Here is a 22,818-nt window from a genome sequence, read left to right as displayed (position 1 = left end):
GGGTTTTCCTAATAATAAGATAGATTATAAAAAATAATAGGTTTAAAAAGTTTAGCAGAGTTCCAATTTCTAAATTTAAAAGGTCAGCCAGTAACAAAGAGAAGGCATTTAGCATACTTTGACCAATTCCAGCTTTGATTTGCAAGGAAATTCCTAAACCAAGCATTAAAAATAATAATGTTGAGTATAAAGATTTTTTTATATATTGGGCATTCATTTTATTCACCTCGCATATTTAATTATTTTTTTGATTGTGCCTTTATTAATATGATAAAATGAAATAAGAAAATTTTATATGAGAAATATCATAGATAGGAGAAATATATAATGTTTTTTAATAATGAAATACAATCGGTAATGCTTGAAATTGGAAAGAAAAGAACTTTTAAAAAAAATTATAATATTTATAAAATAAACAGTAAAATAACGAATTGCTATTTTATTTTATCAGGTACCGTTAAAATTTATATAGATCATAAAAATGGAAGGCGTTCAATTATAGATTTTGTTGGAGGAAGTGACTGGTTAGGGGAACTTTCTTTGTTTTGCAATGAATCGGATATAAAAGAAAATAAAGTTCTTCAAGATGTAGAATGTTTTGAATTTGATATAGATAAATTACAAAAGCTATGCAGAGAAAATGCAAAAGTTTCTTTTTATTTTGCATCGTACATTTCTAATAAATTATTAACTAGAAGTTATCGAATGAGTGAAAACTTAAATTATTCTTTGGAAACCAGACTTGCTACTTTTATTCTTCAATATCAGCAAAAAGGCATATATAATATCAATCATACAGATGTTTCGGAATATATGAATGTTAGCTACCGCCATATACTGTATGTTATCAAGCAATTTTGTGAGAATGGAATATTATCAAAAGATAAGGAAAAAGGATATATTATTTTAGATATGGAAAAATTGAAACAATTACGAGAAGAGAAATAAATATCTAGTGTGGATTGGCGATAAATCCTCTGAAATACAAGAATTTTCATATGACATATATTTTAAACAACATCTCATATTGCTTGATATGTTGTTTAAATCCTAAATTTACAAAAAAATCTTTAATAGAATCAAAATGACTATCTACGTTTAAAACACTAATACTACATGATTTTGTACTATTTAATAAGCTTGCCAATATGCTTCTTCAGATTCCTTTGCATATATAATTTTTAGATACTGCTATCTGTGGAATATCTCCTGTATTTTTATCGATGATTCCATATCTAACAATAATATCATCGATTTTTGTAATAGAATATATGGAATTATTTGATAAAGCTAAAATATTATCTTAAACCCTATTGCATAATATTAAAATTTGATTTATAATTTCATTGAACAGGCGGTGAATAAAATGAAAAGCAATGATATTAAACTTACAAATAGAGATCTTCAAGCAATAGAAAGACGTAATCAGCTTTTGGAATCAGCGAAAGAACTTTTTGCATCTAATGGTTACCATGCAACTACAACTAGACAAATAACAAAGAATATTGGTATGGCAGATGGACTCATTTATCACTATTTTCCAGATGGAAAAAACAAATTTTAGATATAATTATTAAAGAATTTATTGATGACAAATGGATTAAATTTGAAGAAGATACATCTGAAGTTACTTGCGACACACCACTTGAAGAAATTCTTCTAAAATTAGGTAATATAATATTTAAGTATATTGGCAATGATAAAAATATACTAATTATATTATTAAGGGAACAAAATATATTATCAGACGAATACATTATTACTTTTAATAACCATATAAAGAAAGTAATTTATAAAACAGAGCTAATTTTAAAAGAGAAAGCAGAAAAAAATGAAATAAAAGCCTTTGACTTTTTCATGATGGCAAATCAGTTTTGGAGTGCTATTTACACATATATATTACAAAATACGCTTTTTGGAGAAAAAAATTTGTATTCAGTAAGTAAAGAGGTGTATTTAGAACAAATCATAAATTATACTCAAATGACTTGGAAAAAATAAAATTCCTTTGTGGAATTTTACACTTTTAATTCACTGAATGTTCAATTAAAAAATATATTTAATAACAACAAAACTAAAAATTATTATATAGAGGAGGATTTAACTATGAAACTACATTTTCAAGACCAAGCATTTTCATTTGAATTATTAAGAGCTGCAACTTATGCAGGATATCAAGGAGCAGAAATAGGCGAAGCCTTAGCAACAGCTTCTAAAATTAAAGAAGGAGACTTTGACAGCTGGTATGAAGAATGGAAAAATACAGCTGAAAGAGTTGAACAAACAGGTATTGACTGCTTAAACAAGAGACATAAAATAAGTGCTAGAGAGGCTTTCCTTAGAGCACATAATTATTATAGGACCGCAGAATTCTTTTTACAAGGAACTGATCCAAGACGCAGTAAAAACTTTGGAAAAAGTGTTGAAACTTTCGAAAAAGCAATGAAGCTTATAGATTCACATTTTGAAATAGTTGAAATACCATATGAAGGTACATATTTAAAAGGCTATTTCTATGGAGCATCAAACTATGATAAAGCTAACGCCTCAACAATACCAACTTTATTATTTATCGGTGGATATGACTCCACTCTTCAAGAACTTTATTTCTGTGGGGCTGCTCCAGCAATAAAACGTGGTTATAACTGTTTGATCTTCGAATGTCCAGGACAAGGAGAAGCTTTAAGAAAGAATAACCTTTATATGCGTCATGATGCCGAAGTTCCAGTAGGTGCTGCAATAGATTACCTTGAAACAAGAAATGATATCGATATTAATAAAATATCCTTGCTTGGCATGAGCTTAGGTGGTTACTTTGCACCAAGAGCAGCAGCTTTTGATGAACGTATAAAAGCATGTATTGCTTTCAACGTATTCTATGACACTTATGACTCTACTATAAATCAAAATCCTCAACTTGAAAAAGTATTAAGCTTACCAGCAGAACAAAAAGAAGCAATGCTTGCAAAAGCTGAAGAAAATAATTCAAATCTTCGTTGGATGCTAAACAATGGTAAATGGGTATTTGGCTTAAAACACAGATATGAAGTTTTTGATGAAATGAAGAAAGCTTCTTTAAAAGGAGTTGCTGAAAAGATTAAATGCCCTATCTTGCTTACTATGGGAGAAACAGATCACTTTGTTTCTAATGATCAATTAAATGCCCTTTTAGATTCAATAAAAGCACCAAAGACAGTTCGTATCTTTACTATAGATGAAGGCGCAGAAGAGCATTGTCAGGAAGGTAATCATGCACTATTTCATCAAGTCATGTTTGATTGGTTAGATGATATATTTGAAAATTATTTAGACTAAAACTCAAATTAATTGTAATTGGTTTTTTAATAAAGCTTTCTATGTTTAATTTAATTTCATAGAAAGCTTTATAATCTTAAATTTAATGGAGGTTATACTATGACATTCCTGTATTATTTACTCTCATTAATATCAGGCTTTGCTTTGACTCTGCAAGTTGGTATAAATGGAGCTTTTCGTTCTAAAATAGGAAATCCTATACTTTCATCTCTTGCCAGCTTTGCTGTTGGAACTTTAGGGCTTGCTTTGGTATTTTTTATTACTTTATTAAATGGATCTAGTACTTTACCAACTATAGCAAACATTAAAAATACTAGTTGGTGGATGTTAACTGGAGGATTATTTGGAGCCTTTTATATATTTTCAACCATATTTTCATCTCCTAAAATTGGATTTGCTAATATGTTTAGTCTTGTAATATGCGGTCAGATAATCCTTTCAGTACTATTTGATCATTTTGGATTATTAGGAAATCAAATTCATTTATTAAGTCCACTAAGAGCTATAGGAGTTTTTTTATTAATTTTGGGAGTTTTCATAATTCAAGGTAATTAGGAACATTAATATTTTATAATTCTATACAAGTTAATAATATTAATTAAATGAAAAAAATAATTAAAACTAATATGAAATATAAATGAAAAAAGTAAGATAATTATATGTTATTTGGAAAGGTTGGAATTGTTAAAAACTCCAACCTTAAATTTATATCTATTCAAATTTTTAATTTCTTTTCGTAAGTAATTTTAGAGTTCCTTCTTTATTTTCATGCACTTTAATTTACAAATAAACGAAAAAATTTGCATAAATAACACTTTAAATATATATGGCATATTGTCAAACATAAAACATGATAATATAATAAATGTTAGTAAATTTTGGATTGTTTGAAATGTTCTAAGCCAAATTATAAAATAAGTATAAATATCTCTGATAACATAAATTTTCATATGCTTGTAATACCAATACATAAATAATGTAGACTGAATAACTCAAAAGATACAAAATGCAGGGAATAAGAAACATACACAAAAGGGGGCTTTATTAATAAAAAAAATTCTAAAGGAAAGAAAAGAGGTAGAGCAGGCCATTACTTGGGATTTAACTGCTATTTATGCTACAGAGGAAAAATTTGAGTGTGCTGTAAATGAACTGAAAGAACTTGCTTTAAAAATAGAAAAAGATTATAAAGGTAAATTGACTACAGCAAATAAGATTAACGAATGCTTAGATGAACTAAGAAAATTATATCAACTTAAGGATCTTACAAGTTCTTATGTAGAGCTTTCGGTTTCAGTGGATTATACAAATAATAAAAAGCAGGATAAATATTCTAAAATGATAAATATAATAGCTGACATTGAAAGCAGATTAAGTTTTATAGAAAGTGAAATTATTCAAGTAAATGATGAGGCTTTAGATGCTGCAATAAGTGCATCTAAAGAAAACAGTAATTATTTAAAGGATAAAAAAAGAGAAAAGGAATATGCACTTCATCCAGAAGTAGAACGAGTGTTAGCTGCTTTATCTGGAACTTTGGAAGGACCTTATAAAGTTTATGAGTAGGCTAAACATGCAGATATGAATTTTAAGAGTTTTTTTGTAGGGGATAATGAATATCCTCTTGGTTATGCACTTTTTGAAAATGAATATGAATATGAAAATGATGCAAAAATTAGAAGAGCTGCATTTAAAGCATTTAGTGATAAATTAAGAGAATATCAATACACTACAGCAGTTGCTTATCAGCTTCAAGTGCAGAAAGAAAAAACTATGGCTACTTTAAGAGGCTTCGATTCAGTTATAGATAGTTTATTGTTTCCTCAAAAGGTTGACAGAGATTTATATAACAGACAGATAGATAGATCTTATAATAGATAAGCTATCACCTCATATGCGAAAGTACGCAAAACTTTTAAAGAAAATACATAAACTTGATAAAATGACTTTTGCAGACTTAAAGATAGCAGTTGACCCAGAATATGATCCTAATGTTAATATAGAAGAGCCTAAAAAGTATATTGAGGATGCTTTGGCCATATTAGGTGATGATTACTTAGAAATGGTAAAAGCAGCGTATGATGAAAGATGGATTGACTTTGCACAAAATAAGGGTAAATCCACAGGAGGCTTTTGCGCAAGTCCTTATGGAAGTCATTCCTTTATATTGTTATCATGGAGTGAAAAGATGGCAGAGGTATTCACTTTAGCACATGAGCTTGGGCATGCAGGACATTTTAAATTATGTAACGAAAATCAAAATGTATTTGATACAGATGTTTCAGGATATTTTGTAGAAGCACCATCTACTATGAATGAACTTCTTATGGCAAATTATCTTTTAAAGAGAATGAGGACAAAAGATTTAGAAGATGGGTTTTATCTTCAATGATTGGGCATACTTATTATCATAATTTTGTAACGCATCTTTTAGAAGCAGCTTATCAAAGAGAAGTTTACAAGATAATTGCTAAAGGTGGAAGTGTTCAGGCTTCAACCCTTAGCAAAATAAAGAAAGAAATACTTGAAAAATTCTGGGGAGAAGATGTAGAGATAATTGACGGAGCAGAATTAACTTGGATGAGACAGCCTCATTATTATATGGGACTTTATTCTTATACCTATAGTGCAGGACTTACTATAGCTACGGAAGTAAGCAAGAGAATATTAGAAGAAGGTAATAAAGCTATAGAAGAGTGGAGAGCAGTACTTACAGCAGGTGCAACTAAAACACCAGTAGAACTTGCTAAAATGTCAGGAGTAGATATAACTACTGATAAGCCGCTTCTTGATACGATTGAGTATATTGGCAGCATAATTGATGAGATAGTTAAGATTACTGAGGAAATTGAAGAATAATTAAAATATATTGATTAATAATTACAATTATTTTTTGCGAAGAGATGCAGATTATTATTAATACATTAAAAATATTTTAAATGAAAAAATTATGCTTTTAAAGGAATTTATCGCTTCAATAATTAATAGTTTTATTGAAGCTTTGCCTTGTTATATCAAGGCAAAGCTATTGATTTTGGGCTGCGAAAATTGAGTGATTAATTAAAGAGAAAGTTTATGGAATTTTAGATATACTAATGGGAGATGATTAAGGTGGATATTGTTAATGTAACAGAAGATAATATTGAATTATTTTCTAAAGTTTTAATAGAATCAGCAAGATGGTTAGAGTCTATAGGAGAATCTATGTGGAAAGTACAGGATTTAACAGTTGAAGAATTGCTAAAAAAATATAAGATAAGTGAAATGAAATTATGTTATGAAGATGGTAAGCTGGTAGGAGTTTATATTTTACAATGGTATGATCCTATTTTTTGGTCAAAGCTTAAGAAAAATGATTCGGGTATTTTACATAAGTTAGCTTTATGTAGAGAGAACAATAAAATGGGATATGGGAAGAAATTAATTGAATCTGCTGAACTATTATGTAAAAAAAATGGGGTAAGTACATTAAGACTTAATTGTGCAACTTTAAGACCAAAGCTAAGAAATTTTTATGAAAGTGTTGGGTTTGAAATGGTCGATAGAGTTTTTATTGAGAATGTAGATCAAATTAGATATAAGAAATTACTGTAAAGATAAGTATTAAAAAAATATAATAATAAAATAGTGGGAGCAATTATCACAGCAGGAACGATATATATTTGTTTTAATTGTAGATGGAAAAGATGTAGTTGTAAAAAAATGAGAAGAATTTACTATCTTTATTTAAGAGAATAGCTGGGATATTAAAATATAGGAAAGCGAGGACAATAGAATGAATTCAGAAAAAATAGTTCAAAAACAATTAGAGTTTTATAATAATCATGATTTAGAAGGTTTTATATCTACTTATTATGATGAAGTTGAAGTTTATAACTTGATAGATAATTCAGTTATGATAAGAGGTAAAGAACAATTAAAAGACAGTTATAGAGAGAGATTTGAAGTATTAAATGTACATGCAGATATACAAAATCGAATTGTTATAGGAAATAAAGTAATTGATCATGAATATGTTACCGGATTAGAAGAAAACAAGATAAAAAAAGCTGTTGCAATATATGAAGTTGAAAATAGTTTAATTAAAAGAGTTTGGTTTGTTTTTGAATAAAAAATAATAAAAAATAATTACGATGAAGTAAAAAAACAGTAGATAGTTTTGTTTACAGAATACATTATTAACTACATTGGATTTAAGCCACCCCCATAACCCCTCTATTAAATTAAGATTTGGACTATATGGTGGCAAAAACATAAGTGTTAGTCTATTTTTATTTTCCTCTAGAAATGGCTGTATTAATTTAGCATGGTGTATTTTTGCATTATCAAGAATCATTACTATATTACCTGTTTCATATTGTGCTAAAGTATTCTTTAGAAACTCTAAGAATACTTTAGCATCATATTTATCATGTTCTTCACAGTAAATATGACCTGATTCATAATTTAATATTCCCATTAACTTTACTCCAGCATGTTTTCCATATGTAGGTATTTTTCTTTGCTGTCCTTTTATGAACCAATTCTTCTGTATTGCTTGATAATCACGAATCATAGATTCATCCTCAAATAAAATATGGTCAACTAAGCATTCAAGGCATTTTTTTTAGAACATTAAAATCTTCCTTAAATTTTTCTTGTTTTATTAGGTCTGCATTTTTTAATACATACGTAGGTCGTGTGTAACTTAAATTTAATCTATACAATACTTCAGCCATACCCCTGTGGCTCAGTATAACATCAAAAGTCCTTATAACCCATTGTCTAATTAATTCGATGGTCCAGTTTTTTCTATCTGCAAATCCAACTTGATCAGGAGTGTTATTTGTAATAGTCTCAACAATAGCTTTCTCTTGTTCGCTGTTTAATAATCTTGGAGCACCAGTACTATGACCTAAAGTTAACCCATCAAGACCGTATTTTTCATAATTACTAATATATTTACCAACAGTATGTCCACACAAAAATTCCATTTCAGCTATTTCGTTGTTTTTATATCCTTTTAGATGGCGAAGTATCACCATATATCTTTTATGCATTCTTAAATTTTTATTTTTTCTCATAGCTTTTTTTACAGCTTGGATTTCACTATTTGTATCATCTTCATTAAACATATAAATCACCACTTTCTACATATTTTAATATATAGTTTCTTACATCTGGGTGATTTATATTTATGGAATTTACTGTATTGTAATTTTATTTTTGCAACTTATATATATAAAAATGAGGCCAAATTATGCAGTTGGATTTTACGACACTAAAAATGAGGGGAAAAGTGTTCAACGTAAGGATAATATAAGACTTAGTTTTAATTCTCCATTTAGACCATTTGTTTTGGCAACAACTTCAATAGGGCAGGAAGGTTTAGATTTTCACTATTATTGTAGAAAAATAGTGCACTGGAATTTACCATCAAATCCTATTGATTTAGAGCAGAGAGAAGGAAGAATTAATAGATATAAATGTCTTGCAATAAGACAAAATATAGCTAATAAATATGGTGATATTAACTTTGACGCAGATATTTGGACAGAAATGCTTGAGGCAGCAAATAAACTTGAAAAAAATAATGATATGTGTGAGTTAGTGCCGTTTTGGTGTTTGCCTGATAATCAGGAAGTAAAAATAGAGAGAATTGTACCAGTATACCCATTAAGTAAAGATGGTGCAAAGTATGAAAGACTTATAAAAATATTATCTCTTTATAGATTAAGCTTGGGTCAAGCTAGGCAAGAGGAACTTTTGGAGTATTTGTTTGAGAATAATATTAAGGAAGAAGAGCTGAAGCAGTTGTTTATGAATTTGAGTCCGTTTTACAAATAAAAAAACAAATATTTTTAGTAAAGCATCAATGCTGATTTTCTTAGCAGTGATGCTTTTTTTAATAGCAAATAATGATTAATGAAAGTTATGAAGAAAAAACACTCGAATAATCAGCATAACAACTAGAATTATTGACTTTATATAATAGTAGTAGTAAAATTGACTAAAGTCAAAATGAAAATGTGATATAAAGTTTATATTTTAAGTAATGGAGGTTGAGATGATGGGGGAAAAAGAAATAAAAATATATCAAAGTATAAATGAAAAAAAAGGAATAATAAGTGTTAATTTTTATAATCCAGTTACAGGTAGGAAAACTACAAAAAGTTTAGGAAAAGAAGTTGGAATAGATAACGAAAAAGCTCAAATAATTATAGATGAATTAAAAGATTTAATAAATAATGAAAAATATTATTGTGATTATACTGGGTATTTAGAAGCAAAAAGAAATTTTAAGAATGAAATGGTTCTTAAAATGGTATTTTCTGGTGCTGAATTTTTGAAATTGAAAAATGAAGAAGAAAGAATAAAATATATTGATAACAGAATAAGTATTATTGATGGTAATGGGATATATAGAGGTAAGTCAATACAATTATTAGGTGATTCTGGTGCGGGTAAAACAAAAACAATTCAACAATTATTAGGATCGGTAAGGTATAACACCCCAGCATCAACAACTTCAAATACAACAGTAAGTGATTTTGAAGCTGTTATAAAAGGAAATACTGATAGATTAAAAATGGTTGTAAGCTTTTTAGATAAAGATGAACTTTCGGAATATATTAAAGATAATGTTATAAAATGCATAAAAATCATATTGAGTAGTGATGAAAACGAAGAATTGAGTAGCACAATTTCTACTAATATAATGATTTCAGATGATATGAAGCTCAGGTTAAATTTTTTATTAAGAAATATAGATAAAGATGACGAAAATATGCTTAAAGTTCATACTATTTTAAATGATAATGCTATTGAGCTTTGGAATACATTTACAAAAGAAAAAATGATTGATTTAAGTTATAGAGAAGCGAGTAAGGAGATTAAAAATAGTTTTTCTGAATATATAGAGGAAGAGCGTGATAAGATATCAGAAGAGTGCATAAAAATTTTAATGCAGATTATTATAGAAGAAATGAATAAAGTGATTAAGAAAATGATTTCCTCTATTAATGAGACAGAAGGGAAAGGTATCATTTTCAATAAAGAAATTGTTAGCGATAGAGATAAGTATGAAAATATAGATAATATACATTTTAATGAAAAAGAATGGCCTAAATATTTTTATTTTGAAATATTAGGTGATGGTGAAAATAAAACTCCAAGCGAAAAACATAGAGAAATATTCTGGAAAATATATAGAAATATCTCTTGTGCTGATGAAGATATGCCTAATTTATATCCTTTAGTTGCTTCGAGTCGAGTGGAAGGTAATTTTAAACCATTATGGGTAACTGAAAATGAAATTGAAAATGCTGTCATTATAGATTCGGAAGGGTTTGGACATGATGTAGATAAATTAATATTTACCTCAAAGACAATAAGATATATGCAGAAAGTTGATAGAATTCTATGGATAGCAGATTCAACAAGAGCCATGACTAATAATGACAAATTGATATTGGAAGAATTGTTGAGGAATGGTTGTATTAACAAAGTTAAAATGTGTTTTAATAGATTGGAGAAGATGGATAAAAAATCTGAGGCATCTGATGAGGCAAAACAACAAAGGATAGATTTATTGATTAATAATTTGTTTAAATACTTTGAAGAGAAAGCTTATGAAAACAGTATTGATGTTTATGCATATAAAGAAAATGTAATGCAAAGAGATAAAAGATATTATTTTGATTATTTAGATGAAGTTATAGAAGATGAAGATGGAATATTAACTGAAGAAACAAGATTGATAATAGAAAAATTAAATCTTAAAGATGATTCAATTAAAGGATTAAAAACTCAATTAAAGTATACTATAAAGAGTTTTGGAGAATTAATAGAATGGATAAATAGTACGGAATCAGAAAAGTCAAAAAATGGAAAGATTAATTATTCTCCTATGTATTCAAGCTCAGTGCTATCGCGTTATTGTGATGCTGAAATACTGAAATATAAAATTGATATAAGGAATAAAATCTGGAATGCTCATTGGAATACAGTAAGAGCATTTACTTCTAGAATGGTATATAATCTTTCAAGTTATAGAGGATGGGGAGGAATATATCCTGAAAATGAATTAAAAATCATAACTAAGAATATTGCATTGGACTATTTAATGAAACCACTAAACTATAATAATTGTAAAGAAAGTGATAAAAAGGCTTTTATGGATATTATTCAATCGGCTCAAAATTCATTGGCTATAAGAATAGATGAATTTATAGAAAAAAGAGTTAATGATGATATGGAAGAAAAATGGAAGGAAGCATTAGGTGATTCTGGACCAGGAAGTGGTCTACGTAGAAAATCTGCTGTTATTGAAATATTTGATGAAATTTTTTTGTTTGATAAAGAAAAAAGAGAAAAAAATATGATATATGTAGAGTTGCATGAGGCTATAAAAGAAAATGAAGTTCTTGTGGAATTAGATTCTAAAATAGGAATATAGAAAAAAGAGATGCATAATTGCTTCTAGTATAAGATAGCAATTAGGCATCTCTTTTTTTACTGTGATATACTCATTTGCTTTTGTATAACTTTATGAAAAAAGCAAGTTGAATAAAATAATATGATATTTTTGCAACATAACAGTTGAAAAAATAAAAAAGCGGTGTTATTATAATGATATGAAAAACATTTGTTATGTTGTAGAAATATAAAAAATATCAACATAACATGCGATACTACGTTTAAAATATAAAAGTTATACTAAAATGCTTGAGTTTGATTTTGTGAAGCTGAAAAATATTAAACAATTATTTAGTTAACTTATGAAGAAGGTGATAAATTTATAAGGATTTGTAATCTAAGTCGAGAAAATTATTAAAAGGTGGCGGTAAATATGGAAGTTGAAAAAAAATCGTTAAGAAATATGATGGTTATTAATTTTATAATTGGCTTAATAATCATAGTAATCATTAAGTTGTACAAGCCTGAATATTGTAGTTTAAGTGGAGTAATAGTGGCACTAATAAAAAGCAAAGAACTTATAGCATTATTTTATATTGTGTTGATGGTGGTATTTGTTATTTTTACTTATGTCTTAGCTCTAATAAGTATTCATGTAATAGGTTCAATGACAATTGGTAAGGCTATAAGGTTTGTTAAAGAAATGTTTGGAATTGATGCAAGTGCTGGAGAAAGGAATATAATAGATCCTGCTGAAGAATATACTTACTTGGAAGTTGCACTTATTGCAATATATGCATTTTTGATTTTACCTATGATTTTATATATGTTGTGGCCAGCACTATCTGTTATTTTAATAATAATTTTAATAATAGTAGCCATTGGTAGTTGTTAATATAATCTATATATAATTTTCAGCAAGTGATGAATAATTTATAAATGGATCACTTGCTGATTTGAATAATAGTATAGTTTCAAGGGGAGCAAAGATGGGAGAACTTAAGAGATTTTCAAGATCTGATGATAAAAATAATAAGTTATATCATAATACAAAATTACTTTTAAAGTTATATCCTAAAGTGATTTGGAGAATTGATAATGAAGTTTTATGTATACAGGAAGAAGTTAGTGAATATGGAGTTAAGTCAATAAATGAATATATTGATATATTTGATGAGCAAATAACACAATCTAAAATAGAAGAAAATCTTCAGGATTTAACTTATAGTAATTGCATCATAAGAATTTTAGATAAGTCATTTGATATTTTAAAGAGGTATCCAGAAGTTGGAGAGTTGTATTATAGCATATTAAGATATTCATATTTAGAAAAAGAGAAGTATAAAGAAAATTACATACTTGAACATTTAGCTATTTCCAGATCTACTTATTTTAGAGTGAAGAAAGAGGCTATAAATTTATTAAGCACAATTATATGGGGATATGAAATACCAAAAGTAATTAATATGTTTGAGGATAATAAACAGATTTAATATATAAATAAGGTGAAACGGATAAAAGGGGTACAACTTTACTATGATGAAGCATAATGGTGAAATTTGGCGGAGATTTATTTATCTTTTTAAAAAATCTCCACCAGAAATACAAAATTGGCCTATGTCAAATCCTTTAGATTTAAGTATCTGTCCTTTAAAATCCACAAGCTCAATTGGCATTTTTAATTCAGCAGCAACATTGGCATAGGTACAGTCTTCTTTAAATAAAGCCATAATTGTTTTATCAGGAATTAATAGTTCAGCAGCAAAAATGTTAGCTTCTCTTTCAGGTTTTGATTTCATATCAAATAATGAAAATTCTCTTATAGGATCATTCTTTGCAAAGCTTTGATGAAATCTATCGTGACCCAATTCATGAGCGCAGATTATTGGGAAAAGTTCTTCTTTCATATTTTTATTTATGACTATGTATCGAAACTTAGATTGATAAAAGTAGTACCCTTTAAGATTGCCAAGTTCATGATAGCAGACATTTATTTTCATCATTTCAGCAATTTCAAAAGGATCACGTGTCTTATATTTTTTAACAAGTCTGTTTACTTCTTTTAAGATAAATTTAGTCATAAGCAATTGCTCCTTTAAGGTGTTTTATGGCTGTCTTTATCCTCGGTAGTCTTCCTGCCATATTTTTTCCTTGCCTTATGTTTAGCATCAAAGTATATTTCTGTAATAGATTTAAAAAAGGCATCTTTATCATCTTCAGATAACTCTCCACCAGCAAAAATGGCAGAAGTTCTATCTAAAATTATTTCAGCTTCTTTTTTTCCTTTATAACCAAACTCAGTTTTTGCATTTGAAATAAAATCTTCATTCCTCGAGACATCATCATTATCAGAAATTAAATAATCTACAGATACATTAAATATCTCAGCAAGTCCAGTAATAATCTTTTGACCTTTAGGAAATCTAGTATTATTTTCGTAATTACATATTGATTTTTGAGTTATATTTAATTGCCTTGCCAAATCTTCTTGAGATAATCCTGCATCTTTACGAAGCTGCTTTAATTTGTCACCGAAATTCATTTCTATGACCTCCAATTTTATTATAATACAAGAACATTTGTTCTGAAAAGTTATTGACAAGATAAATTTGCCAATATATACTTAAAATTAGAACGAAAGTTCTTAAATATATTGTAGATTAGAACTAAGTTACTGTCAATGCTAAAGTGTAAAGGGGATGTGGAAATGGATAGCTATGGTGAAATTCAAAGCAATAATTTTAATTTGGGATTAATAAGAACAAGAGGGAATTTAAAAGTAAGCCCTAATATTTATCACAACACAAAACTACTTTTAAAACTTTATAACAAAGTATTATGGAGAATTAATAACTCCTTTGAAGAGATAGAAGCTGACTCTATTTCTTTTTCAGGAAAAAAACTAGACGAGCTTATTGAAAACTTAACAGATACAGAAGAATTTATATCTGAAGCAAAGCTTGAAAGTAGACTTCAATCTATTGCAGATAGTAAAAGTATTATTAATTTAATTGAAAAAGCATTGATGATGTTAAAATCATATCCAGAGAATGGAGAGAGGTATTATTCAATAATATATAAAATTTACATTTCAGCTTATCCTTATTGTGAAAATGAAATACTTGAGTATTTATGTTGCTCTCGTGCTACATATTATAGAGAAAAGCGGAATGCTATAAATTTATTAGGAACAATTTTATGGGGATATTTATTTCCTAATTTTATTAAAGAGCTTAAGAGTTTAGAGCTGATACAAGATTGATACTTAACTGATACTATGTTGGTACTGACATTATACTTTGATACTGATAACATATATACAATAGGAATATTATTGCATATTTTAAAAGCCTTGAAGCGTTTAGTTACGCCTCAGGGCTTTTTTTATGCCAAAAAATAAAAATCAATATAAATAACGCTCAAGAGGGAGTCGCACATTTTTGTGCGGCTCCTTTTTTGCGTTCTGAAAGGAGTTATTAAAAATGTCAAAGGAAGAAAAAGAAATAGCTTATGAAGAATTCAAGGTGGTTATTGAAGAAGAAATTAAAAAAGAGGAAAACAATGAGAGGAAATATTACAGACACAATATTTCACTAGAATATCTTCAAAGCTGCGATGTACCCTTGGAGTCAGCTGAAAACGAACAAGATTCTGAGGTAGAAAAAGAAGCAGAAAAACTTATGAATTTTATAGATTTAATTTCGGAGACAAGCTTACTGAGAGCATTAAAGAATTTTAAAGAAGAAGATCTAAAAGTAATTGAACTTAGATATAGGTTTGGTCTTTCTATAAATGAAATAGCGATAAAGCTACAAATAAAAGATGAAGCTGCTAAAAAGAAGCATCAAAGAGCAATTAAAAAATTAAAAGCAAGTTTAGAAAAAAATAAATAAATTTTATATATTTTGTCCCCTAAAGGCATTTCTCAAGGCTATATAGTGAAGGCATTTTTTATAGATGCTTTTACGCTCCTTGAAAACTTAATATACGGTATATCAAGAAAGCAACCTTTGCCGCTGGGGACACAGCAAGCAACTTAAGCAGAGCGCCATGACCATTTATTGAGAGCGAATCAATCTGGCTTTAAATAATCCGTGGAGGGATTACTTGCGATGAAAGGCAAAGGGATAAATAATGATACTTCTGCCTTGAACGCTTATCGGTATTGGGCAGCCTGCAATGAATGACAGGATAACGCTCATTTGGCTTGAGAACTTATAGCCATGTCAGCTTATATGATGTTCTTCCAAAACAACTTGATATATCCCCTTAGGTTGTATCAGGGAGGTTGAGAACAAATATGATACAGAAAAATAACTGTTTAGTAATAAGCTTGACAGTGGAAACTATGCGGTGGATTTAGGATTTATGCCACCGTATCCTTCTGCTGTCAAGCTATACACCGATTGGATAAGGAGAGATGCATGTGCATGATATAGACTTGGCAGATGAAGAGAAATTAAAGAAATATATTGAAGATAATAAGTTCAAAGGTGAATATAAATATCTATTTACTTTTGAAAATTATATATTTGCGGTTAAAGAAAACAAATGTATAAATACTTATTATGTTATAAATATAAAGAAGAATAAAAGTGAAATTATACTTAGAAGTAAGAAAATCTATTCGGAAGAGCTTAAAGATATTCTAATAGAAAGACTTTTGAATTCTTCTAATTATGAAGTAAAACTAAAAGATGATCCAGAGGATATGATTGAATTTATTTTTATTAAGCTTATGGCTGAAAATGGCTTTAAGATTAGAGAAAATCAAGTTGAACTTTCAAAAGCAATGTATAGAGGAATAATAGAAAATAAAATTGCAATATGTGAGGCTGCTGTAGGTACAGGAAAAACTTATGCTTATATAGTAGCTTGTGTAGTTCACTCACTTTACGAAAGACAAAGGAAAACTAAATATATATTTACTAATGAAGGAACTGATACAGCTGCCAGTGTTATTTCAACATCGAGTATAGAGCTGCAAAATGCAATTATAAATGATTATGTACCAACATTATCAAGAATCTTGCAAGAAAATAAAATTATAAATAAGCCAATAAAAGCTGTGTTAAGAAAAGGGAAAGAGCATTATTTTTGTATAAAAAGATATGAAAGGTTTATGAATTACTTAAAAAGCAGTAATAAAGCTATTGATAAGGAATTGTTACAAAAATTAAATGAACTTCAAATACCTGATAAGGGAATAGACTTAGATGAGTATAAGGGCTTGAAAAATCATATATTGCAAAAGATTAATGTTCCCAAAGCTTGTGATAGATCTTGTTCTTATTTTGATAGATGTAATTATTTAAAGCATTTGGAGTACATGAAATCTTCAGAACATGATTTTCAAGTATGCAACCATAATTATTATCTAGCTGATGCTGTAAAAAGAGCATCAGGAAAAAGAACCTTAATTCCAGAACACTTTGCAGTAGTTGTTGATGAAGCTCATAAGTTAAATGATGCTGCTGCACAAATATTTGGAAAGAAGTTATCCAGTGAAGACATTACCATGGCTATTAACATTATGAATAGTAGTCTTAAAGGTAATAAAGCATATTTAAAAATAGCAAAATCTAAATTGCAGGAATTGAATAAAATAGAAAGTTCTTTATTCAATAGTTTAATATCAAAAGGCAATTTATCTGATATTGAAGAAAATTCTCAAATTCAAATAAAATTAAGCAGATATGAGAAAAAGCTGCTATATAATATGAAGCAAAAAATTTTAGATATTAAAACTTATTGTAATCGAGATATCATTAAAAACAGAAATATACAATTTATTTTAGATGAGCTAGAAGAAAATATAAGGTTTTTTCAAACTGATAGAATAATTTATTGGCTTGAAAATCCGATAAATAAAGATTCAATATGTTTGTCCTGTGTACCAAAAGATTTAGAAAGGCTGCTAAATAAAGTATTATGGGAAAGTGGTTCTCCCAAAATACTAACGTCTGCTACTTTGTCTGATGATAAGGGCTTTGACTATTTTAAGAGTAATACAGGAATCAATATTTTAAGTAAAAATAATATTAAAGAAATAAGTGTAGTTTCTCCATTTAATTTTAAAGAAAATACACTACTATATATAAGCGAAAAAATACCTTATCCCAATAAGCAGAGTGAAGAGTATATTACAGCTTTGTCAGAGGAAATATCAAAAATCATAGAAGTTAGCTTTGGACATGCTGTAATACTTTTTACTTCATATTCGTTAATGTCAAAGATCTATGAAAATATTCAGAATATAATAAAATATCCAACAATGAAGATGAATAAAAGTGAAAAGAATATAATTGAAAGATTTAAAAACAGTAGAAATGGAGTACTGTTTGCTACAGGTTCTTTTTGGGAAGGGGTAGATTGTCCTGGAGATATTCTTTCATCACTTATAGTTGTAAATCTACCATTTATAGTTCCCACACCTATAATTGATGAAAAGAAAAAGGCTTACGAGAACTTAAAAGAATTTATAGATGAAGTAATATTTCCAGAAATGCTTATAAAACTAAAGCAGGGAATAGGTAGATTAGTAAGATGTGAAACTGATACAGGTGTTATATCTATATTAGATGCACGAATAAATAAAGATGGCAAATATCGAAGAAGGGTGCTTGAAGCTCTTAAAGATTACAAGGTTACAGACTCCATAGATGAAGTAAGAAGATTTTTTAGGAAAGTAAAAAGTGAAGATTATTTTTTATAAAACATTGCAGTTACAAAGGTAGCTGCTTTTTCTATTTTTAATGAGTGTTTGGGGGAGATTTTTATATGGATAATAATATGAAGTATAGTATTCAAATTGCAATGCTTAGTCAATTATTGAAGCTCAATATGATATCGGACAAAGAGTTCATGGCTATAAAAAATGAACTTATGAAAAAATATAAGATTATAATGCCTTGAAAAAATACCTTAAACAGTATAAAATTATAACTAATAAGTAATAGGAATACAGTTTGAGGAGAGATTGATATGGCAGATGTACAAGTAATAAAAGCCAGTACAAATAGAGTTAATAGAAATAATGCAAAGGTTATTGAGAGATTAAGAGTAGCTGCTTATTGCAGAGTAAGCACTGATTCAGAAGAGCAATTAAGCAGTTATAATTCACAAGTAGAACATTATAGAAATATGGTAGAAAATAAACCAGAATGGGCACTTGTTGATATATATGCAGATGAAGCAATAAGTGGGACTCAAATAGATAAAAGATTAGATTTTCAAAGAATGATAAATGATGCAGTAGATGGAAAGATTGATTTAATTATAACTAAATCAATATCTAGATTTGCAAGAAACACATTGGACACATTAAAATATGTAAGACTTCTTAAAGAACATAATGTTGCAATCTTATTTGAAAAGGAAAATATAAATACACTGACAATGAATGGTGAAATGCTGCTTGTTATTTTAAGTTCATTAGCTCAACAAGAAAGTGAATCTATTTCGGCTAATGTAAAAATGGGATTAAAGATGAAAATGAAAAGAGGAGAAATGGTTGGGTTTAATGGCTGTTTAGGGTATGATTATGATCCAATAAATAAAGTAATTACAATAAATGAAGAAGAAGCTAAGACCGTTAGATACATTTTTCAAAGGTATGTGGAAGGTGCAGGGTGTTTTGTAATAGCAAAAGAGCTGAGCAAATTGAAATATAAAACAAAAAAAGGAAGTACAAGCTGGAATGATGGTTCTGTAAGAGGAATTATTAAAAATGAAAAATACAAAGGCGATTTACTGCTAGGTAAGACTTTTACAGTTGATCCAATATCTCATAGAAGGCTTGATAATATGGGAGAAGAAGAAAAATATTATATTAACTCACATCACGAAGCAATTATTTCAGAAGAAATGTTTAATGAAGCTCAGAAGATATTAAATAAGAGAAACTCAGGAAGCAGCAACATGGGAAGAAAAGATAAATATAGCAGACAGTTTGCATTTAGCAGTAAAATAGAATGTGGCTTTTGCGGAGGAACTGCTACAAGAAGAAGATGGCATAGCAGTACTTCTCATGAAAAGACTATTTGGCATTGTGTAGTATCAACTAAAAAAGGTAAAAAATACTGTCCAGATAGTAAAGGAATAGATGAAAAGATTATAGAAAATGCATTTCTTGAAGCATTTAATATGTTTTGTCTTAAAAATAAAGAAATAGTAGAAGAATTTATGGAAACAGTAGAAAATACAATTAATGCTACTAATTCAATAAAAGAATTAAAGAAGCTCCAAAGAGAAGTTTCATCTATAGAAAATAAGATTAAAAAATTAGTTGATATGAGAATAGAGGAAATGATAGACAAAGATACTTATGAACTTAAATATACTGAACTATCAACTGAGTTAGAAAAACTTAAAGCTAAAAGAGATGAAGCAGAACTTGTCAATGAAGATAATATTGATGTGAAAAAACGAATCGAAAGTTTTAGAAAGGTTTTTGATAGCAATAAACCTATAAGAGAATTTGATAGAGTAGTTTTTGAAAGTGCAGTTAATAAAATAATATTAGGTGGAACTGATGAAGAAGGAAATAAAGATCCATATATGCTAACATTCATATTTAATTCTGGCATGAGCCATTCATTAAAAGGTAAAGATGTGGTAAAATCTAATGGTGATTCAAAAGACGAAAAAGTATGTTCCTATACAGAACACGACACATGTTGAGACAGTGGTGCTGATAGAGAAGAAATAGGCTGATATAAACGGCCTTACAGGTTTTTAAGTAAATATTGAAGTGTGTTTTATGTTCCCTCAAACTGCGGTTTGAGGGAACATTTGTTTAGGGGGTCTAACTATTACGCAGAACTGAGGATATTTGCGTTAAGGTATAGGCTTTGCGTAATAGTTTAGTTTCATAGATGAAAACGCCACCCTTCTATTGTGGAAGATATAAAAGAAGGGTGTGAAAAGTAAAAGAAATAGCTTAAATTAAGCTGTCTCCTTTGTGACAACTATATTATTTTTGATTAACAGGTATCCAGACTTCTACTTTGCAGTCTGCTGGGTTTCCATTTAGTAAAATTTCAGCAATAGGATTTCCACTGTATTCATAATCGTAATTCCTAATAAGGATCTCTTTAAAAGCTCGATTTTCAAGCTTATCAAATGCTAATCTAGACAGTCCGCCTTCCCCCTCAAGAACCAGATATTTCCCTTCTGGGAATAAAACCTCTTCTGCTTCGCTGATTGCTGGTTGTGAGGTTTTAACACCTGCATAGTAAAACGTACTGTTTCCATCGGTTGCTACAGCAGCGTAACCGTATTTACTTTCAGCAAGAGGTCTAAGTAAAGACATATTTCCATTTTGAAGCATACCTTTGAAAAATTCAGTTTTTTGACTTGAAAATTGCTCCGAATGGATTTTTTGTGAACCTTCCATTTTTGTTTTAAAACCAACTAAGCGAAAAGCATCCTTTTGTTCAATTTTGTAATTACTCATCTAAAATTCCTCCCTGGTAATTTTTATTTTTAATATAGGTATACTTTATCATAGTAATTATGACACAAGTATGTCATAATTAAAATAAGAGGTGAATTTTTTTATGAAAGTAGAACGGCTAATTGCGATAATAATGCTTCTTTTGGAAAGAGAAACTGTGTCAACCAGTGAACTTTCTGAAAAACTGGAAGTGAGTCGAAGAACCATATTCAGAGATATTGATGCTTTAAATGTTGCAGGAATGCCCATCATGGTAACCAGGGGGGCTATGGGCGGGGTAAGTTTGATGAAGTCTTATAAAGTAGACAAAAAATTATTCACCCCAAAAGATGTTCAAAGCTTAATTAGTAGTTTGCAAAGTTATAATCAGTTGCTAGAAAATAAAGAAATCACCAATACCTTGGCCAAATTACAGAGTATGACAGAGGATAATGATTTATTAAAGCAAAATATAAATCATCAGAAATTTTCAATTGATCTGGAACTTAATGAGGGAAATCGCTCGCTCAGAAGTCTGCTTAAAATTACAGAGACAGCTATGAATGAAAAACGATATTTGTTATTCAATTATATAGATAAAAATGGCGAGAGTACTACACGTAAAGTAGAACCTTACAAAGTGGTTTTTAAAGAAAGCAGATGGTATCTACAAGCCTTTAGTGTTGAAAGAAATAACTATAGGATATTTAAGCTGGCTAGAATGAGTGAGATGCGGTTAGATAAGGAAACTTTTACTCCACGGGAGTTTGTATCCTTGCCAATGGATGACTCGGGCTGGATGACAAAAGAAGTTGTGCCGGTTATTATAAAAATAGATAGGTCTCTAAAAGATAAAGTGATAGAGCGATTTGGGGAAGAAAATATTATTGGAATTGAGGGAAATAAGTATATTGCCCAATATCCCATTGCAGACAATGAAGAGGGATATAACATACTCCTTAAATTTGGCAGAAAATGTGAGTTAATTGAACCGCTAAGTGTGAGACAAAATTTTAAAAAATACTTGATGGAAGTTATGGAAATATATAAAGATAATTAGCAAATATACTTACAGGTTACAATTTACTCCCCAGATTAAGAATAAACTTGACATTTACGTTACGTCATAGGGTAAACTGATAACTAATTAATTTTTTAAGGAGTTTGATGATAGATGGTTGATAATAACACAGTTATGAAAGCTGGAAGATGTATAGAATGTGGTGCCAAAGAGACGGATGGATTTTCATGCTATGATCTATTTGGTTTTCCTCTTGTATGGGAGCATAACGATCCAAAGTTATATGCCTTGCACTTTTGGCTTGTTTCATGCTATATGATTCAACATCCTTCGAACTACACAGCAGAAGGATATAAGCATTTGGTTAATCTATTTATTGACGCTTATGATAATGATTGGGATTCAGCATATATTCTCAAGAAAAATCGATTGATTGTAAAATCAGCAGGCAAAATAGCAAATCAGATTCCGAATTTGGAAAGAAAGCGAGAATTAAGATTGTGGTCGATGACAATTGAAGATATATATTTAGGTGGTGAAAAAAGTGCAATTGCAAATATTAATAAATGGAAATATCAAATTAGAAATGCACTTATTCTTAATGGTTTCCATTTTGAAATTATGAAATAGCAGTTTTATAAAATGAAAG

Annotated in this window: 27 protein-coding genes; 21 read left to right on the top strand and 6 right to left on the bottom strand. The window is 28.8% G+C overall.

The genetic code is table 11. The annotated features are described in order from the left end of the window. Nucleotides 1-217: DUF6198 family protein (locus tag A500_RS20945; RefSeq protein ID WP_016207374.1), on the bottom strand; the 217-nt coding region annotated here is incomplete at its 3' end. A gap of 110 nt (nucleotides 218-327) precedes the next feature. Between A500_RS20945 and A500_RS09535 the strand changes: the two genes are divergently transcribed. From A500_RS09535 to A500_RS09505, 10 genes are all read left to right on the top strand, one after another. Then, nucleotides 328-948 (top strand): cyclic nucleotide-binding domain-containing protein, encoded by a 621-nt coding sequence (locus A500_RS09535; RefSeq protein WP_016207373.1) that lies wholly within the window; start codon nucleotides 328-330, stop codon nucleotides 946-948. Nucleotides 949-1,366: 418 nt separating this feature from the next. Next, complete coding sequence (locus A500_RS21250) at nucleotides 1,367-1,564, top strand: TetR/AcrR family transcriptional regulator (protein ID WP_016207372.1); 198 nt, start codon at nucleotides 1,367-1,369, stop codon at nucleotides 1,562-1,564. Nucleotides 1,565-2,106: 542 nt separating this feature from the next. Then, a complete protein-coding gene (locus A500_RS09525; protein WP_016207371.1) occupies nucleotides 2,107-3,315 on the top strand; it encodes an alpha/beta hydrolase family protein in 1,209 nt (402 codons plus the stop codon). Nucleotides 3,316-3,414: 99 nt separating this feature from the next. Continuing rightward, nucleotides 3,415-3,870 carry a DMT family transporter gene (locus A500_RS09520; RefSeq protein ID WP_016207370.1) on the top strand — a complete coding sequence of 152 codons (456 nt, stop codon included), beginning with the start codon at nucleotides 3,415-3,417 and terminating at the stop codon, nucleotides 3,868-3,870. Between the two features lie 642 nt (nucleotides 3,871-4,512). Next, nucleotides 4,513-4,881: a gluzincin family metallopeptidase gene (locus tag A500_RS21245; protein WP_242835104.1), complete on the top strand. Its 369-nt coding sequence runs from the start codon at nucleotides 4,513-4,515 to the stop codon at nucleotides 4,879-4,881. Between the two features lie 15 nt (nucleotides 4,882-4,896). Next, entirely contained in the window at nucleotides 4,897-5,196 is a 300-nt protein-coding gene (locus A500_RS21240) for a hypothetical protein (protein WP_242835103.1), read from the top strand. A gap of 13 nt (nucleotides 5,197-5,209) precedes the next feature. Continuing rightward, on the top strand, nucleotides 5,210-5,707 hold the full coding sequence (locus A500_RS21715) for a M3 family metallopeptidase (protein WP_278245117.1): 498 nt from the start codon (nucleotides 5,210-5,212) through the stop codon (nucleotides 5,705-5,707). After that, a complete protein-coding gene (locus tag A500_RS21710) occupies nucleotides 5,704-6,174 on the top strand; it encodes a M3 family metallopeptidase (RefSeq protein ID WP_278245116.1) in 471 nt (156 codons plus the stop codon). The genes A500_RS21715 and A500_RS21710 overlap by 4 nt, the downstream gene beginning before the upstream one ends. Nucleotides 6,175-6,417: 243 nt before the next feature. Then, complete coding sequence (locus tag A500_RS09510) at nucleotides 6,418-6,909, top strand: GNAT family N-acetyltransferase (RefSeq protein WP_242835102.1); 492 nt, start codon at nucleotides 6,418-6,420, stop codon at nucleotides 6,907-6,909. Between the two features lie 181 nt (nucleotides 6,910-7,090). After that, the gene (locus A500_RS09505; RefSeq protein ID WP_016207368.1) at nucleotides 7,091-7,426 is read left to right on the top strand and encodes a nuclear transport factor 2 family protein; all 336 of its coding nucleotides are present in this window, start codon (nucleotides 7,091-7,093) and stop codon (nucleotides 7,424-7,426) included. Here A500_RS09505 and A500_RS09500 read toward each other — a convergent pair. Both A500_RS09500 and A500_RS09495 read right to left on the bottom strand, forming a co-directional pair. Then, nucleotides 7,394-7,891 carry an IS630 family transposase gene (locus tag A500_RS09500; RefSeq protein ID WP_278245118.1) on the bottom strand — a complete coding sequence of 166 codons (498 nt, stop codon included), beginning with the start codon at nucleotides 7,889-7,891 and terminating at the stop codon, nucleotides 7,394-7,396. The genes A500_RS09505 and A500_RS09500 overlap by 33 nt on opposite strands. A gap of 16 nt (nucleotides 7,892-7,907) precedes the next feature. Then, complete coding sequence (locus tag A500_RS09495; protein ID WP_157453640.1) at nucleotides 7,908-8,441, bottom strand: helix-turn-helix domain-containing protein; 534 nt, start codon at nucleotides 8,439-8,441, stop codon at nucleotides 7,908-7,910. A 100-nt stretch (nucleotides 8,442-8,541) separates the two neighbouring features. Between A500_RS09495 and A500_RS09490 the strand changes: the two genes are divergently transcribed. From A500_RS09490 to A500_RS09475, 4 genes are all read left to right on the top strand, one after another. Further along, on the top strand, nucleotides 8,542-9,141 hold the full coding sequence (locus A500_RS09490; protein WP_083935685.1) for a helicase C-terminal domain-containing protein: 600 nt from the start codon (nucleotides 8,542-8,544) through the stop codon (nucleotides 9,139-9,141). A gap of 220 nt (nucleotides 9,142-9,361) precedes the next feature. Further along, nucleotides 9,362-11,752 (top strand): hypothetical protein, encoded by a 2,391-nt coding sequence (locus tag A500_RS09485; RefSeq protein ID WP_242835100.1) that lies wholly within the window; start codon nucleotides 9,362-9,364, stop codon nucleotides 11,750-11,752. A 393-nt stretch (nucleotides 11,753-12,145) separates the two neighbouring features. Continuing rightward, nucleotides 12,146-12,607 (top strand): hypothetical protein, encoded by a 462-nt coding sequence (locus A500_RS09480; protein WP_016207363.1) that lies wholly within the window; start codon nucleotides 12,146-12,148, stop codon nucleotides 12,605-12,607. 61 nt (nucleotides 12,608-12,668) lie between these two features. Next, nucleotides 12,669-13,205 (top strand): hypothetical protein, encoded by a 537-nt coding sequence (locus A500_RS09475; protein WP_157453639.1) that lies wholly within the window; start codon nucleotides 12,669-12,671, stop codon nucleotides 13,203-13,205. Nucleotides 13,206-13,286: 81 nt separating this feature from the next. Here the strand turns inward: A500_RS09475 and A500_RS09470 are convergent, their stop codons facing one another. After that, entirely contained in the window at nucleotides 13,287-13,793 is a 507-nt protein-coding gene (locus A500_RS09470; protein WP_016207361.1) for an ImmA/IrrE family metallo-endopeptidase, read from the bottom strand. Nucleotides 13,794-13,807: 14 nt separating this feature from the next. Further along, the gene (locus A500_RS09465; RefSeq protein WP_016207360.1) at nucleotides 13,808-14,254 is read right to left on the bottom strand and encodes a helix-turn-helix domain-containing protein; all 447 of its coding nucleotides are present in this window, start codon (nucleotides 14,252-14,254) and stop codon (nucleotides 13,808-13,810) included. A gap of 165 nt (nucleotides 14,255-14,419) precedes the next feature. On the opposite strand from A500_RS09465, the gene A500_RS09460 reads away from it, so the two are divergent. The 5 genes from A500_RS09460 to A500_RS09445 all read left to right on the top strand — a co-directional run bounded on the left by A500_RS09460 (nucleotide 14,420) and on the right by A500_RS09445 (nucleotide 20,394). Next, nucleotides 14,420-14,974, top strand: a complete 555-nt coding sequence (locus A500_RS09460; protein WP_016207359.1) for a hypothetical protein — start codon at nucleotides 14,420-14,422, stop codon at nucleotides 14,972-14,974. Between the two features lie 220 nt (nucleotides 14,975-15,194). Beyond that, nucleotides 15,195-15,605 (top strand): RNA polymerase sigma factor, encoded by a 411-nt coding sequence (locus tag A500_RS09455; RefSeq protein ID WP_016207358.1) that lies wholly within the window; start codon nucleotides 15,195-15,197, stop codon nucleotides 15,603-15,605. Nucleotides 15,606-16,138: 533 nt separating this feature from the next. After that, the gene (locus A500_RS09450; protein ID WP_016207357.1) at nucleotides 16,139-18,427 is read left to right on the top strand and encodes an ATP-dependent DNA helicase; all 2,289 of its coding nucleotides are present in this window, start codon (nucleotides 16,139-16,141) and stop codon (nucleotides 18,425-18,427) included. A gap of 65 nt (nucleotides 18,428-18,492) precedes the next feature. Continuing rightward, complete coding sequence (locus A500_RS21705; protein ID WP_016207356.1) at nucleotides 18,493-18,627, top strand: hypothetical protein; 135 nt, start codon at nucleotides 18,493-18,495, stop codon at nucleotides 18,625-18,627. 69 nt (nucleotides 18,628-18,696) lie between these two features. Further along, nucleotides 18,697-20,394 carry a recombinase family protein gene (locus A500_RS09445; RefSeq protein ID WP_016207355.1) on the top strand — a complete coding sequence of 566 codons (1,698 nt, stop codon included), beginning with the start codon at nucleotides 18,697-18,699 and terminating at the stop codon, nucleotides 20,392-20,394. Nucleotides 20,395-20,686: 292 nt separating this feature from the next. Here the strand turns inward: A500_RS09445 and A500_RS09440 are convergent, their stop codons facing one another. After that, a complete protein-coding gene (locus A500_RS09440; protein WP_016207354.1) occupies nucleotides 20,687-21,169 on the bottom strand; it encodes a GyrI-like domain-containing protein in 483 nt (160 codons plus the stop codon). A gap of 103 nt (nucleotides 21,170-21,272) precedes the next feature. On the opposite strand from A500_RS09440, the gene A500_RS09435 reads away from it, so the two are divergent. Continuing rightward, on the top strand, nucleotides 21,273-22,208 hold the full coding sequence (locus A500_RS09435) for a helix-turn-helix transcriptional regulator (protein ID WP_016207353.1): 936 nt from the start codon (nucleotides 21,273-21,275) through the stop codon (nucleotides 22,206-22,208). A gap of 114 nt (nucleotides 22,209-22,322) precedes the next feature. Continuing rightward, nucleotides 22,323-22,799, top strand: a complete 477-nt coding sequence (locus A500_RS09430; RefSeq protein WP_016207352.1) for a DUF5946 family protein — start codon at nucleotides 22,323-22,325, stop codon at nucleotides 22,797-22,799. Nucleotides 22,800-22,818 lie beyond the last annotated feature (19 nt).

Source organism: Clostridium sartagoforme AAU1 (genome assembly GCF_000401215.1).
Classification (GTDB): Bacteria; Bacillota; Clostridia; order Clostridiales; family Clostridiaceae; genus Clostridium; species Clostridium sartagoforme.
This window is presented reverse-complemented; position numbering and strand designations above follow the sequence as displayed.